The sequence below is a fragment of the uncultured Sphingobacterium sp. genome (assembly GCF_964277905.1).
In the GTDB taxonomy this organism is placed as follows: domain Bacteria; phylum Bacteroidota; class Bacteroidia; order Sphingobacteriales; family Sphingobacteriaceae; genus Sphingobacterium; species Sphingobacterium siyangense.
Window position 1 is genome coordinate 1 of the sequence record NZ_CAXYKD010000011.1, and the last position, 14,544, is coordinate 14,544.

Genomic DNA, 14,544 nt, shown 5'->3' on the forward strand with positions numbered 1-14,544 from the left:
AATATTGTTTGTTTTTGTCTAAAATAAACTTTACTTTTGCATTCCTCTTGGGGAGTTTTGTATTAATTGAAGTAAGAACAAATTAGCATAATAGCGTCATGAAAAGAACATTTCAGCCATCGCAAAGAAAAAGAAGAAACAAACACGGTTTTAGAGAGCGTATGAGCTCTGCAAACGGTAGAAGAGTATTAGCTTCACGTAGAGCTAAAGGTAGAAAACGTCTTACAGTGTCTGACGAATACCGTCACAAAGGTTAATCTTTGACAAGGATCGGTGGCCACTTATAAGAGCTTTTTCTAGTAAGATTAAGTCATCGTATGAAAAATACATTTACAAAAGAAGAACGGTTATGTGCGAAAAGGCGTATTGATACGCTTTTTAAAAGCGGTTCTTCTTTTGTTTTGTATCCGTTTAGGGTTGTTTTTATCTTCGAGAAAAACAACTTGACTGACCATATTCCCTCCAGTCAGTCTATCATTTCCGTATCCAAACGTAGGTTCAAAAGAGCAGTTGATCGCAATTCGATTAAGCGAATGATGCGTGAGAGTTACCGTTTACAAAAATCGAATGATTTGATTCCGTTTTTGTTGAAACATAATGTAACTTTGTATTTAGCTATTCAATATGTAGGCAAGCAGATCTTAGCGTATGATGTGTTTAGCACCGCAATGAATAAAATGCTGAAAAAATTGCAGGATGAATGTGCTGAAGCTTATTTGGAAAAAGGGGATTAGGCCCTTGTTTAGTTTTATTTTCTTGGCTATTATTCGTTTCTACCAAGTTTTTATCTCACCATTTTTAGGCGCCAATTGTAGATATACACCTACCTGTTCTCAGTACGGTAAGGAAGCTATTCTGAAATATGGTCCTTTTAAAGGTGGCTGGATGGCTTTGAAACGAATTGCGCGTTGCAACCCTTGGGGTGGCCATGGGCATGATCCTGTACCTTGATTTCTATAACGATGATGAATAATTTAATTTTACAAATTGATACATCAACCGCTGTATGTTCGGTTGCCTTGAGTGAAAATGGTCAAACGTTGCAAGTTATCGATCTCGATGAACCAAATGCTCATGCGGCTAAATTGACTATTTTGATTGAGGAAATTCTTAAACAGACAGGCCGAAAGATGCAGGATTTGAACGCTGTTGCGGTGAGTATGGGGCCTGGTTCGTATACAGGCTTGCGGATAGGGGTGTCTACGGCCAAAGGTCTCTGTTATGCCTTAGATCTACCTTTAATCGCTATTAATACGTTAGAAGCGTTGTTTTTAGGCTATAAAGGGCAATTCGGTTTAACAGAAGATGAAGCTTATCTTCCTATGCTCGATGCCCGTCGGATGGAAGTCTATACAGCAGTTTATAATCATAACGCTATATTGGAGAGAGCGACATCTGCAGAAATCATCGATGTTGATTATTTCAATGAATTATTGCTGAACTACCATCGTGTCCATTTATTTGGTTCGGGAGCCGATAAATTCCAGGATTTGTTCAGTGCAACGGATCGCGTGGATGTGCTGAGCGGATTTAATGTTTCCGCGGCTTTTCTATCGCCGTTGGCTTTTGATAAATTTCAGCGGAAAGAGTTTGAGGATGTTGCTTATTTCGAGCCATTCTATCTTAAAGATTTTGTGGTTACCCCTGCAAAGAAAAAGGTTGGCTTATTATAGCCAACCTTTTCTTTTGAACCACAAATAAATCGCAAGGGATATGGCAACCATGATTCCCATGGCCACTGGATATCCATAGTACCATTCTAATTCGGGCATATTTTTAAAATTCATTCCATAAATTCCTGCCACAAAAGTGATTGGCATAAAAAATACGGAGAAAATCGTCAGGATGCGCATAATCTCATTGGTGTGATTAGACGAGATGTTGAAATATACATTAAGCAGCTGTGCTACATTTTCCGATAAGTTTTCGTACAAGGTTGATGTCCGGACCTGGAGATCTTTTAAATCGCGTGTATAGACATCTTTTTTGGACGAGGAATGAAAATGCTCAACGACCTCTCTGTAGAGGAAGATGACCTTTCGTGCAACATCAATCTGCCTTTTGATAAAATAAAGGTTTTTCAATATTGGCTGTTGTTTCATGCGTTTCAGAAAAATCAATTCTTCGTATGCATCGATGCGTGTTGAAAGTTGCTCTAGGGTCTGGCTAAAGGTAAATACTGCTGCAGTCGTGATAAATACAGCCAGTTTACGGCTATTTTTTGTCTTGATGGACGTGAATTCAATATTCTTAAGTTTTTCTAAAAACTCGATACGACGTTTGTGTACAGTAATTACAAAATCACTTCCGTAGAAGATGGTCAGGCGATCGGTGATTTCTCCGATGCTGTCTGAATTTTCCTTGAAATTGTCCGACATGACACGGAGAATAACAAAGGTATAATTCTCAAATTCTTCAATTTTCGGTAGATGTTCTGGTTCTTTGGAATCCTTGATCGAAGCTTCATTCAAATTGAAGCGCTCTTTGATGAAGGTGAAGTCTTCTGAGGTTGGCTCAGCTATATCTATCCATTCGTAGTTTGCGATTTCCTTTTCAACAATCGTTCTGACCATAAATCTAATTTTAGTAAGGACAAGATAAGAAAGAAAATAAAAAAAGCCATCAACTGAGTTGATGGCTTTCCTAAATTATTATAATCTTCTATTTGTTTGAAGATTTATATTCTTCGTTTAACTGTTTGATTACTTCATTCGTGATTTCCAGAGATGGGTCAGCATACAATACAGTTGGGTTGCTTTTTGAATAGGTCAGCACCAGTTTGTAGCCATTTTCTGCAGCATGTTTTTTCAAGAATTCGGTAATTTTATTATAAACATTGTTAAATTCTTCAGACTCGTCTTTTGCAATAGAGGAAGAAGCTGTTTGATCTAAACGTGCAAGCTCATCTTGTTTACGTGCTAGTTTTTGTTCCGTAGCTTGTCTATCAGGTGCAGACATTGTAGCTGCATTTTTTTGATATTCGGCAACTTCCCGTTGGAATGCAGTACTTTTAGATTGCAGATCCGTTTGTGCTTTCTTTACCTTGTTTTCAAGCTTTGATTTAATGTCCTTAAAATATTGATATTTTTCAGAAAGTGAATCCGAGTTTAAATAGACGATTTTATCTTTGTTACTTCCCGGGCTCTCCTTGCTTACCGTATTGGAATCATTTTTTGCAGGTTCGTTTGCTGTTTTTGCACCTTGGTTACATGATGCAATAGTTCCAACCAATAAAAGGCCAAAGGAAACTTTCGATACAATTGAAAATATAGTGTTCATTTTTTTGTTATTTGCAAATTATTACTGAAAACAAACCTAACATAAAAAAATCGAAATTCTAGTTTTTAGTAATAAAAAAGTAAAATTATCCTGTGTATTATAATTCGGAATATAGGTTCAATACTTGTTCACGGACTTGATAAATCGGCCAAAATTTCGTATTTTTGAATATTACATTTAAGAGGTTTTCAATGAGCGAAGAAAATAAAAATGCATCCACCTATTCGGCCGATAATATTCAGGTATTAGAGGGTTTAGAGGCGGTTCGTAAGCGTCCATCCATGTATATTGGTGACACCGGTGTAAAAGGATTGCACCATTTGGTATACGAGGTTGTTGACAATTCAATCGATGAAGCTGTAGCAGGATATTGTACAGATATCTTTGTTACTATCCATAAAGATAATTCGATTTCTGTCCGGGATAACGGTCGTGGTATTCCTACAGGAATCAACAAAAAAGAGAATAAATCAGCCTTAGAGCTTGTAATGACTGTATTGCACGCCGGAGGTAAATTTGATAAAGATACATACAAGGTTTCTGGTGGTCTGCATGGTGTCGGTGTTTCCTGTGTGAATGCACTATCTACCCTTTTGAAGGCTGAGGTTCATCGCGATGGAAAGATTTTCCAGCAAGAATACCAAATTGGTAAGCCCTTGTATGACGTGAAAGAAGTTGGTGTTTCGGATAAGACGGGTACGATTGTAACGTTCCATCCAGATGCGACAATTTTCACGCAGACTACCGTTTATAATTACGATACATTGGCAAATCGTCTTCGTGAACTTGCATTTTTAAATAAAGGTGTGAGTTTGACGTTGAATGATGAGCGTGAGACTAATGAAGACGGTTCTGAAAAGAAAGAAACATTCTATTCAGAGGGTGGTCTGAAAGAGTTTGTGAAATTTTTAGACGGTAACCGTCAGTCGTTGATTCCTGAACCAATTTATGTTGAAGGCGTGAAACAAGGTATCCCTGTTGAACTGGCTTTACAATATAACGATACGTATTCGGAGAATGTCCATTCTTATGTGAATAACATCAATACGATTGAAGGTGGTTCTCACGTTGCAGGTTTCCGTCGTGGTTTGACACGTACCTTGAAAGCGTATGCGGACAAGTCAGGTTTGCTTAAGAACTTAAAAGTGGAAATTACCGGTGATGACTTCCGCGAGGGATTGACAGCTGTAATTTCGGTGAAGGTTGCAGAACCTCAATTTGAGGGACAAACGAAGACGAAATTAGGTAACTCCGAGGTGATGGGGGCTGTAGATGTTGCTGTTGGTGAGATCTTAGGTGTTTATCTGGAAGAGAATCCACGTGAGGCAAAATCTATTGTTCAAAAGGTTGTCATTGCTGCTCAAGCACGTGCTGCTGCACGTAAGGCCCGTGATTTGGTCCAACGTAAAACCGTTATGGGGGGCTCCGGACTTCCTGGTAAATTAGCCGACTGTCAAGACAACGATCCTACCAAATGTGAGATTTATTTTGTCGAGGGGGATTCTGCGGGTGGTACTGCCAAGTCTGGTCGTGATAGAAAGCATCAGGCGATCATGCCTTTACGTGGTAAGATCCTGAACGTCGAAAAAGCGATGGAACATAAGATCTACGAAAATGAGGAGATCAAAAATATGTTTACAGCTTTGGGGGTGAGTGTAGGTACTGCCGAAGATGCTAAGGCATTGAATATTGAAAAATTACGTTATCACCGCATCATCATCATGACCGATGCCGATGTGGATGGGTCCCACATTACAACATTGATCTTGACGTTCTATTTCAGATACATGAAGGAATTGATCGAAAGAGGATATGTATATATCGCTACACCGCCGCTATACTTGGTGAAAAAAGGGAAAGAGCATGAGTACGCTTGGAATGAAGACCAACGTATCAATGCAATTCAACGTTTGAAAGGAAGTGGTAAAGAGGATAGCGTACACGTACAACGTTATAAAGGTCTTGGAGAGATGAATGCAGAACAGTTATGGGATACAACCATGAATCCTGAAACGCGTACTTTAAGACAAGTAACTATCGAAAACGCTGCAGAATGTGACCGTATCTTCTCGATGTTGATGGGTGATGAAGTTGCTCCGCGTCGTGAATTTATCGAAAAAAATGCACGTTATGCTAAAATTGATATTTAATTGATCTGATCATAAAAGAATAAAAAAAGCCTGATGAAATTTTTCATCAGGCTTTTTTTATTCTTTTATATTTCCTAATTTCATACCAGTGAACCGTTTTTCTGCCGGGATAAAAGGTTCATCGCCTAGCATTTAGCCAATATTAATTAAAACCTATTATGAAATATTGTAGCAAGATTTTGCTCTTTATAGGTTGTTTTATTGGACTAACCTGTACGGCGCAAACAAATGAAAAAATCGATCTCCAAGATTTATTTGAAAGCTTATCGGAAGAACTTCCTGAAGATGCTGATTTGAGTGAATTCACTGAAAAGTGGTCTCATTATCTCAAACACCCGATCGATCTCAACAAAACTGATGGCAGAGAACTCACTGAATTACAGTTTTTGGACCCTTTATTAATCGAGCACCTATTGGACCATAGGACCATTTCAGGAGATTTTATCGATGTGCTCGAACTACAGTCCATTGAAGGATTTAATGAACGGATAGTCAGTTTGTTGTTACCCTTCGTAAGGGTAGGTCCGGGATCTCCTCTTGAAACCCTGAAATCGAGAAATTTTAAACAGGAATTTATAATACGGTACGCCCGGATACTCGAAAAAGCAAAGGGCTACCGTATGGTCGATACGACGAAATCCCATTATCTTGGCGATGCCAATCGCTATGCTTTTAGGTATAGAGCCCAGTTAAACGATGGGTTTCATCTCGCGATTAATATGGAGAAAGATGCCGGGGAGCCATTTTTTAGAGACAGACAAAAAATAGGATTTGATTTCTATAGCCTAAGTATATCAATAAAGTCTTTAGGCCGTTTCAAAAATATCGTGATCGGCGACTATGCTTTGCAATTTGGCCAGGGACTCAGTATGTGGAATGGTTTGAATTTTGGAAAAGGGGGATTGGTACAGCATACTGCAAGACAAGGGATCGGTGTAAAGCCATATACGTCATTAAATGAGGCTAATTTTATGCGTGGCATTGCAGGAACATTACAGATTAGGCACATTGAAATTACACCTTATTTCTCCTACCAATCCATTGATGGAAAAGTTAACCGTACAACTTCTCCGCCTACGATTTCAACGATCGCAAGCTCAGGCTTGCATCGGACGGCAACCGAACAGCAATACCGTCATGCCGCATCTCAACTGACCTATGGACTGAATCTATTATGGCGCTATAAACGATTCAAAATGGGTGTTCATTTCAATCAGACACAATTGAATGCCTTTAAAACAAAAGGCAATGGTATAAGGCAAAAGGCGGACTTTGAAGGTGATTTTTTGCGAAATATAAGTCTATATGCAAACTATACGATTCGGAATGCTTATTTATTTGGTGAGTATGCAAACAGCATGGATGGCGGTTCAGCACTGTTAGCAGGATCTATCATAAGTTTGCATCCACGTTTATCATCGGTTATATTGTTGCGGGACTATAAGCAGAATTTTCATACTTTTTATGGACAGGGATTTGGTGAATCGGATAACAGCTCCAACGAGCAGGGGGCTTATTGGGGACTAACGTATCAATTGGGTAGAAAATTGCTCTGGTCCAATTATGCGGATATATTTCGTTTTCCGGGAGCAAAGTATCAGGCTGATACGCTATCTACAGGCGCTGATTTTTTTAGCCAGCTGAGTTACATGTGGTACAAAAAAGGCCAGCTTTCATTGCGCTATCGTAACCGATTGAAACAAGTTAATTACCAGGGAGCGGGACAAACCGAGAATGGGCTTGTGAATACCAGCAAACAGCAGTTCAGGGTAGAATTTCATTACCGCTTAAGTTCAATATGGACGATTCGCTCCCGTGTAGAAGCCAATTTATTCCAAAAAGAGTATCAGGAAAATAGTTTCGGTTATATGCTTTATCAAGATTTGTTCTGGAAGTCTAGGGTCGGAAAATTCCAGTCGAATATACGCGTTGCGTATTTTGATGCGGCAAGTTATGATAATCGGATCTATGCTTATGAGCAGGATGGATTATATGCATCTGGTTTTGGAATGTACAATACAAGGGGATGGAGAATGTATTTCAATCTGCAGTATCGGTTAACCCGTCATCTTCAGGTATGGGCCAAATATGCGGTCTATTACTATCCAGCGCGGGAGAGTATCGGGACTGGATTAGATCAAATTGAGGGCAATAGAAAGTCAGAGGTTAAGATGCAGTTGCGGTGGCAGTTATGAAAGAGCTTAGTTTTATACAAAGATTAGAGCGGCTGCCTATTCTTAAGATTGCGATCCTATATCTTGTGACTCTTCTTCTGGCACCTCGATTGCCTATGTCGCTCCATGTTTTCCAATGCGTTCAGCAGCTATTGGTTGTGCTGGTTTTGATAACGTTCTGTTGTTATTTATTAAAGGGAAGAATCCGCCAATATGGCTACATCTACGGGTATTATGTGTCTGTTGTATTATTTGGAATTTTCCAATTTTGGCGCGAGGCACCTTTGGTTACAATCAGTCATTTCTCTCATATAGTGACCGATAGTTATGTAGTTAAAATTATTGAAGAGCCCAAGGTGAAGCGGGATATCATTCGTTTTTCGGCAGAAGTAGTAGGGGCTTACCAAAAAGGTGAATTTGTTGAAACTACAGGTCGACTAATGTTATCTTTAAAATCCAGCCAGAAGAACCCACTGCAGTTTGGTGATCTATTGTGGTTAAAAGGTCAAGTAAAGAAAATAGCTCCGCCATTCAATCCAATGGAATTTGACTATAGACAGTATTTGGAAAGACAGCATATCTATCATGAAGCTTTCGTAGTCGTTGGTCGTTATAAGCTGATCAGTAGGAGAGAAACAATGGCATTTTCCTTGACTGGGCTTGCTTTACAAATGAGGGGATATTTTTTGGTTAAGCTTCGTCCCCATATCAAAAGGAATGAGCACTTTGCTATTGCGTCAGCTTTATTATATGGTTCCCGAAGCGATATCAGTGCCGAAAGCATCCAGGCCTTCACCAATACGGGAACGATACACGTATTAAGTGTTTCGGGAATGCATGTTGCTGTTTTATTCGGTTTTTTAGCCCTTATTTTCAAGCGAATTGCCTGGCCTTCCTATCTCAGATGGCTGCCACTAATTTTGTTATGGAGTATGATCTGGATATATGCTTTTATTGCAGGGCTTGATCCGCCCATTACGCGGGCAGCTATTATGATTAGTTTTGTGCTGTGTGCACAGCATTTTAAACGAAGCTTTTCAACACTGAATTCGCTTATTATTGCCGCATTATTGATTCTACTGGTCGTTCCCCGGGCTGTTGTTGATGTGGGTTTTCAGCTGTCCTTCTTAGCCGTTTTGGGTATGACGATATGTTCGCCGCTTGTCGAAGGATTCCTTCCGGTTAAAAGACCGATATTACGGTTTTTGAGAGATGCATTGGCTGTTTCTATTGCTGCACAGCTATTGACAACGCCACTGAGCCTTTATTATTTTGGACAATTTCCAACTTATTTTCTGGTAGCTAATCTATTAGTCGATTTCCCTTCAACATTAGTGATGTACCTTGGTTTTATCATGACAATCAATCCAATACAGGGGCTCAACGATTTATTGGGCTTTCTTTTGGAGCATCTCATCGCTTTCATCTTATACTGCTTGAAATTTATTGATCACTTGGCTTTTTCAACAATAAAAGTTGAACCTATGGGGCTGGAGCTTCTATTTTTGATCTATTTTGCACTATTTTCTTTTTTATATGCTTTTCAATGGAAAGATAAAAAATACGTTTGGCTAGGGGGATGCTGTGCAATTGGAATACTATTGATCACTGCGCAAAAATACCTAGAAAATAAAGATGTAGAACGGTTTCGGGTCTATAATACGAAACATGAGCTGACGATCGGGTATTTCAAAGGTGGGCGCGGAATCGTTTACAGCACATTTGATTCTTTGCAATCCCGAGGTTTGCAATATGCATGTGGAAGAGAAATCCAATTACTGACGAGGGAAAAAGTTCAGTTTGTAGCTTTGAATGGTCGAGAGCGGAAAAACTATTTTGTTACGCTCCCTTTAGGTAGAATTGCTATTTTATCGCATACAGGGGGAACAATGACACATGCCGACCTTGTCATTGTCAGAAAAAATTTACTAAATGGTTTACCTCGTTTATTGAAGCAAATTAGACCAAAACTTGTTATACTGGATGGATCCAATTCAATGGAGAAATCCAAGCATACAAAACGTATGTTGGATAGTTTGGGAATACAGAATTATCTCATGAAAGATAATTTTGCGTATGTTTGGGATAAGGAGAACTTATGACGCAAGATAGTATATCAATCTTAAGGCAGTACTGGGGATTCGATTCATTTAGACCCCTGCAGGAAGAAATTATTCAATCGGTCATTTCAGGTAAAGATACATTGGCTTTATTGCCGACTGGCGGCGGAAAGTCGATTTGTTTTCAAGTACCTGCCTTGATGCGAGAAGGGATTTGTATTGTCGTTACACCGCTTATAGCATTGATGAAAGATCAGGTTGAGCATTTGAAAAAAAATGGAATTCAAGCGGTCGCGATTTATGCTGGAATGCGGAAGAGGGAGGTGGATATTACGTTGGACAATTGCGTCTATGGGCAGATAAAATTTCTTTATCTTTCTCCTGAAAGATTGTACAATGATATCGTAAGAGAGCGCATACGATTTATGAATGTAAATCTTTTTGCGATAGACGAAGCACATTGTATTTCTCAATGGGGGTATGATTTCAGACCTCCCTATTTAGAACTCGCTAAGTTACGGGAACTGCATCCCAAGGTTCCTTTTCTGGCCCTTACAGCGACAGCAACTGAGCGTGTCATTAGTGATATACAGCAGAAGCTGAATTTTCCAAAAGAAAATGTATTTGTCAAAAGCTTTCTCCGCGACAATTTGGCTTATATGGCCATTGAGGAAGAGGATAAGATGGGACGTATGGTCCGCATCATACACAAGTTGGGTGGATCCGGTATTGTTTATGTCAGAAACCGGCGGGAAACACAGGAGATAGCCCGTATTTTAGTCAATAATGGCATTTCGGCAGATTATTACCATGCCGGGCTCACGGGGCAGGAACGGGATCAGAAACAGCAAGGGTGGATGACAAATGTTGTTCGCGTTATTGTAGCTACAAATGCGTTTGGGATGGGAATTGATAAACCCGATGTACGGTTTGTCATTCATCTCGATTTGCCCGATTCGCTGGAGGCCTATTATCAAGAAGCCGGTAGGGCAGGAAGAGATGGCAAGAAGGCCTATCCCGTTATTCTTTATCAAAAGGCAGATGAGCGGAAACTTGTCGATAATTTGCAAGCCAGCTTTCCTGATATTCCATTTATTCAACAGACCTATCATTACCTTTGTAATCATTTTCAGATTCCCTATGGTTCTGGAGAAGGAGTGACTGTAGATTTTGATGTTGTTGCATTTGCAAAAAAATATCAGCTACCGTTGGTTCCTGTTATGAATGCGCTGAAGTTTCTGGAGCGGGACACTTGGTTGGTTTTGTCAGAAGCGGTTACAATACCTTCACGCTTTAAGTTTGAAATTGATAGCGCCGAATTGTATAAAGTTCAGGTGCAGTATGTCAAATATGATAAGCTTATTAAGGCTATTTTGCGCAGCTACGGTGGTGTATTTGAAAACTATATCCTCATCAATGAATATGAATTTGCACGTAAGTTAGGTCTGCCTTATGATCGTGTTGTCGAGCTGTTGAAGTCGTTGGAGACACTGGAAATAGCGAGCTATCTGCCTTCTACAGATGCGCCACAATTGACCTTTTTGCAGAACCGGGTCGATTACAAACACCTGCATATCGATCATATTTTTATTCGCGATCGCCATCAGGTGAAGGAAGAGGAAGTCAATGGCATGATCGGTTATATTGAACAGAGCAATTGCCGCAGTCAGTCGCTGTTGTTATATTTTGGAGAGAAAAATGCGGGGTTCTGTGAAGTATGCGATTTATGTCTGATCCGCAATCATCAGGAAAAGCAGCGGGCAAATATAAAAGCAGAAATCAAAAGCAGTTTACTCGCTGGAGCTAAAAATATTCATGATTTGGTGGCGAGTTTAACGATAGGTACAGAAAAGAAAAGAATAGAGATCATTCGTGATCTCCTAGATGCGGAAAAAATCCGCTTGGAGGATAATCTCTATTCTTGGAATACCTTGTTTTAAACTATTTCTCGATGGGTAGATTGAGCTCTTCACGGCCCCACTCTGACCAAGAACCATCGTATACACGGATTTGCTCATGACCAGCGATATGACAAGCAAATGCTAAGACTGAGGCCGTGATACCGGATCCACAGGAGAATACATATTCATTTCCGGTCGCATTAAAATGATCAAATTGCTGTTTCAATTCATCAACGGGTTTATAAACGATTCCGTCAAATAATTCTTCGAAAGGGAGATTTTTGGAATGGGGGATATGCCCACCATGAAGGCCTTTCCGGGGTTCAGCTACTAAACCACTAAATCGACCTTTACTTCTGGCGTCAAAAACATTCACTTGAGTATCCCGATAATGTGTTAAGATATACTCTTTATCGGCATAAAGGTTTGCTTGAAATAGGGCTTTAAAATTACCGGGACTTGCAGCGCTTGTATACTGGTCTACGACTGGCAGTTTGTTATTTTTCCAAGCAGGAACACCGCCATTTAAAATAAAGACCTGTTCAAATCCCATGACCTTAAACATCCACCAGGCCCTTGGGCTTGAATAAACGCCCCATCTGTCATATAATACGACCGTATTATCCTGATTTATTCCCAGGCTTTGCATTTCCCTTTCGAATACCTCTGCAGAAACGAGGGTATGCGGTAATTTGGAAGTAGTATCCGAAAGTTTCCCTTCGATGTCAAAAAATTGAGAGTGGGGAAGAACTTCGAACTTGGTATCCTTGATAGATTGACCAACTTTGTCGATGGTGCAATCGAGGAGGACAATGTCTGTATGCTGTCCCAGTGATTCCTGAAGTTCGGTGGGGTTAATTAAGGCTGATTTGAATGACATAACAATAACGTTTATTGATACAAAATTACAAAAGCATCCCTATAAAAACAAAGCGGCTGTCCTTTTGGAACAGCCGCTTTTTATGGATTGAAATTGCTAATTACTTAGCGTTTTTATCATTTTCCATTTGCTCTTTCAATTGAGCTAATACGTCTAAGTCGCCTAAAGTAGATTTTTCAACAGAATCTTTTACTTTTTTCACAGCTGAAGACTCAGCTTTAGCGTCTTTTTTACGGTTGTTAGACTCTTCTTTGCGAGCTTCTTCTTTCTCTTCTTCCCAGATACGAGAGTGAGAAATTACCAAACGTTTGTTCTCTTTGTTGAACTCGATGATTTTGAATGAAGTAACTTCATCAACTTTCAATGAAGAACCGTCTTCTTTAACAGAGTGTTTAGAAGGACAGAAACCTTCAACACCGTATTGTAAAGCTACGATATCACCTTTGTCACCAACTTTGATCACAGTACCTTCGTGGATAGAACCTTCAGTAAAGATCGTTTCGAAAGTATCCCAAGGGTTTTCTTCCAATTGTTTGTGACCTAAAGATAATTTGCGGTTTTCTTCATCTAATTCTAAAACAACTACGTCTAATGTTTCACCAACTTTAGTGAATTCGTTAGGGTGGTTGATTTTTTTAGACCAAGATAAATCAGAGATGTGGATCAAACCGTCGATACCTTCTTCTAACTCAACAAATACACCGAAGTTAGTCATGTTTTTAACAACAGCTGTTTGTTTAGAACCTACAGGGTAACGCTCAGTGATGTTTTTCCAAGGATCTGGAGTCAATTGTTTGATACCTAAGCTCATTTTACGCTCATCGCGATCTAATGTTAAGATTTGCGCTTCGATCTCATCACCAACTTTCAAGAACTCTTGTGGAGAACGTAAGTTTTGTGACCAAGACATTTCAGAAACGTGGATCAAACCTTCAACACCAGGGATGATTTCTAAGAAAGCACCGTAATCAGCAACTGTTACGATTTTACCTTTAACTTTAGAACCAACTTCTAATGCAGTATCTAAAGATTCCCAAGGATGCTCAGATAATTGTTTCAAGCCTAAAGCGATACGTTTTTTCTCATCATCAAAGTCTAATACAACAACGTTGATTGTTTGATCTAGCGATAAAACTTCTTTTGGATGCTCGATACGACCCCAAGAGATATCTGTGATATGCAATAAACCGTCAACACCACCTAAGTCGATGAACACACCGAAGTCAGTGATATTTTTAACTGTTCCTTCTAATACTTGACCTTTTTCTAATTTAGCAACGATTTCAGATTTTTGGTTTTCTAAGTCGTTTTCAATTAATACTTTGTGTGATACGACAACGTTTTTGAATTCGTGGTTGATTTTCACAACTTTGAATTCCATTGTTTTACCTACGTATACATCGTAGTCACGGATAGGTTTGATATCGATTTGAGATCCAGGTAAGAATGCTTCAACACCTTTGATATCAACGATAAGACCACCTTTAGTACGGCTCTTAACGAAACCAGTAATGATTGCATCATTTTCCAATGCCTCATTGATAGCTTCCCAAGATTTTTGAGTTTTAGCACGTTTGCGAGAAAGTACTAATTGACCGTTAGCATCTTCTTGAGATTCAACGAATACGTCAACTTTGTCACCAACTTTTAATTCTGGTAAGTCACGGAATTCTGATAAAGAAACTAAACCGTCAGATTTGAAACCAACATTTAAGACTACGTCTTTGTTGTTGATAGAAACTACAGTACCTTCAATAATTTCACCTTGGTTAACTTGGTTGAAAGTATCTGCGTATTGTGCTTCAAGTTTAGCGCGTTCAGCATCGCTATAATTTCCGAAACCTTTATCATTTGCATCCCAGTCAAATTCACCTTCTGGTGTGATCCAAGTGTTTGATTTGATTTCGTCGATTAAGTTTGAATCAGCTTCTGATTCAATTTTTTCAGTGTCTTTCACTACTTTAGTGTCAGCACCTTGTAGCTCTGCGTTTTTCGCTGCTAATTCTTTTTCTGCTTCTTGTTTTTTTGCCATTAATTAATTTTCTCCTTTTTCCTACTTTGTAGGAGTTGCAAAGGTACAAAAAAACTTTAAATGCAAAA

At 39.3% G+C, this 14,544-nt stretch carries 12 protein-coding genes; 8 read left to right on the forward strand and 4 right to left on the reverse strand.

Going from position 1 to position 14,544, the window contains the following annotated elements; translation table 11 throughout:
• The first annotated feature begins 98 nt into the window (after positions 1-98).
• From rpmH to tsaB, 4 genes are read left to right on the forward strand one after another with little or no spacing between them, the layout of a single operon-like run.
• Positions 99-257: a 50S ribosomal protein L34 gene (rpmH, locus tag ACHWSC_RS07090; protein WP_075991291.1), complete on the forward strand. Its 159-nt coding sequence runs from the start codon at positions 99-101 to the stop codon at positions 255-257.
• Positions 258-317: 60 nt separating this feature from the next.
• A complete protein-coding gene (locus ACHWSC_RS07095) occupies positions 318-734 on the forward strand; it encodes a ribonuclease P protein component (RefSeq protein WP_394676300.1) in 417 nt (138 codons plus the stop codon).
• On the forward strand, positions 697-951 hold the full coding sequence (yidD, locus tag ACHWSC_RS07100) for a membrane protein insertion efficiency factor YidD (protein ID WP_075991293.1): 255 nt from the start codon (positions 697-699) through the stop codon (positions 949-951). The genes ACHWSC_RS07095 and yidD overlap by 38 nt, the downstream gene beginning before the upstream one ends.
• Positions 952-962: 11 nt before the next feature.
• Positions 963-1,673 carry a tRNA (adenosine(37)-N6)-threonylcarbamoyltransferase complex dimerization subunit type 1 TsaB gene (tsaB, locus tag ACHWSC_RS07105; protein WP_394676301.1) on the forward strand — a complete coding sequence of 237 codons (711 nt, stop codon included), beginning with the start codon at positions 963-965 and terminating at the stop codon, positions 1,671-1,673.
• On the opposite strand, the gene ACHWSC_RS07110 is transcribed toward tsaB, so the two are convergent.
• Both ACHWSC_RS07110 and ACHWSC_RS07115 read right to left on the reverse strand, forming a co-directional pair.
• On the reverse strand, positions 1,668-2,573 hold the full coding sequence (locus tag ACHWSC_RS07110) for a CorA family divalent cation transporter (RefSeq protein ID WP_088160427.1): 906 nt from the start codon (positions 2,571-2,573) through the stop codon (positions 1,668-1,670). The genes tsaB and ACHWSC_RS07110 overlap by 6 nt on opposite strands.
• 88 nt (positions 2,574-2,661) lie before the next feature.
• Positions 2,662-3,279: an OmpH family outer membrane protein gene (locus ACHWSC_RS07115; RefSeq protein ID WP_394676302.1), complete on the reverse strand. Its 618-nt coding sequence runs from the start codon at positions 3,277-3,279 to the stop codon at positions 2,662-2,664.
• A gap of 191 nt (positions 3,280-3,470) precedes the next feature.
• Here ACHWSC_RS07115 and gyrB point away from each other — a divergent pair, with 191 nt between their 5' ends.
• The 4 genes from gyrB (at position 3,471) to ACHWSC_RS07135 (ending at position 11,603) form a co-directional block, all read left to right on the forward strand.
• Positions 3,471-5,429, forward strand: a complete 1,959-nt coding sequence (gyrB, locus tag ACHWSC_RS07120; protein ID WP_088160429.1) for a DNA topoisomerase (ATP-hydrolyzing) subunit B — start codon at positions 3,471-3,473, stop codon at positions 5,427-5,429.
• Positions 5,430-5,587: 158 nt separating this feature from the next.
• The gene (locus tag ACHWSC_RS07125; protein ID WP_394676303.1) at positions 5,588-7,624 is read left to right on the forward strand and encodes a hypothetical protein; all 2,037 of its coding nucleotides are present in this window, start codon (positions 5,588-5,590) and stop codon (positions 7,622-7,624) included.
• Positions 7,621-9,705: a ComEC/Rec2 family competence protein gene (locus ACHWSC_RS07130; protein WP_394676304.1), complete on the forward strand. Its 2,085-nt coding sequence runs from the start codon at positions 7,621-7,623 to the stop codon at positions 9,703-9,705. The genes ACHWSC_RS07125 and ACHWSC_RS07130 overlap by 4 nt, the downstream gene beginning before the upstream one ends.
• Entirely contained in the window at positions 9,702-11,603 is a 1,902-nt protein-coding gene (locus ACHWSC_RS07135; RefSeq protein ID WP_394676305.1) for an ATP-dependent DNA helicase RecQ, read from the forward strand. Before ACHWSC_RS07130 ends, ACHWSC_RS07135 begins: the two co-directional genes overlap by 4 nt.
• 1 nt (position 11,604) lies before the next feature.
• On the opposite strand, the gene ACHWSC_RS07140 is transcribed toward ACHWSC_RS07135, so the two are convergent.
• Both ACHWSC_RS07140 and rpsA read right to left on the reverse strand, forming a co-directional pair.
• Entirely contained in the window at positions 11,605-12,444 is an 840-nt protein-coding gene (locus ACHWSC_RS07140) for a sulfurtransferase (RefSeq protein WP_394676306.1), read from the reverse strand.
• Between the two features lie 100 nt (positions 12,445-12,544).
• A complete protein-coding gene (rpsA, locus tag ACHWSC_RS07145) occupies positions 12,545-14,476 on the reverse strand; it encodes a 30S ribosomal protein S1 (protein WP_075991301.1) in 1,932 nt (643 codons plus the stop codon).
• Positions 14,477-14,544: the final 68 nt, after the last annotated feature.

Coding starts and splice junctions, on each gene's coding strand:
- rpmH (WP_075991291.1), top strand. CDS start 99: ATGAAAAGAACATTTCAGCCATCGCAAAGAAAAAGAAGAAACAAACAC.
- ACHWSC_RS07095 (WP_394676300.1), top strand. CDS start 318: ATGAAAAATACATTTACAAAAGAAGAACGGTTATGTGCGAAAAGGCGT.
- yidD (WP_075991293.1), top strand. CDS start 697: ATGAATGTGCTGAAGCTTATTTGGAAAAAGGGGATTAGGCCCTTGTTT.
- tsaB (WP_394676301.1), top strand. CDS start 963: ATGATGAATAATTTAATTTTACAAATTGATACATCAACCGCTGTATGT.
- ACHWSC_RS07110 (WP_088160427.1), bottom strand. CDS start 2,573: ATGGTCAGAACGATTGTTGAAAAGGAAATCGCAAACTACGAATGGATA.
- ACHWSC_RS07115 (WP_394676302.1), bottom strand. CDS start 3,279: ATGAACACTATATTTTCAATTGTATCGAAAGTTTCCTTTGGCCTTTTA.
- gyrB (WP_088160429.1), top strand. CDS start 3,471: ATGAGCGAAGAAAATAAAAATGCATCCACCTATTCGGCCGATAATATT.
- ACHWSC_RS07125 (WP_394676303.1), top strand. CDS start 5,588: ATGAAATATTGTAGCAAGATTTTGCTCTTTATAGGTTGTTTTATTGGA.
- ACHWSC_RS07130 (WP_394676304.1), top strand. CDS start 7,621: ATGAAAGAGCTTAGTTTTATACAAAGATTAGAGCGGCTGCCTATTCTT.
- ACHWSC_RS07135 (WP_394676305.1), top strand. CDS start 9,702: ATGACGCAAGATAGTATATCAATCTTAAGGCAGTACTGGGGATTCGAT.
- ACHWSC_RS07140 (WP_394676306.1), bottom strand. CDS start 12,444: ATGTCATTCAAATCAGCCTTAATTAACCCCACCGAACTTCAGGAATCA.
- rpsA (WP_075991301.1), bottom strand. CDS start 14,476: ATGGCAAAAAAACAAGAAGCAGAAAAAGAATTAGCAGCGAAAAACGCA.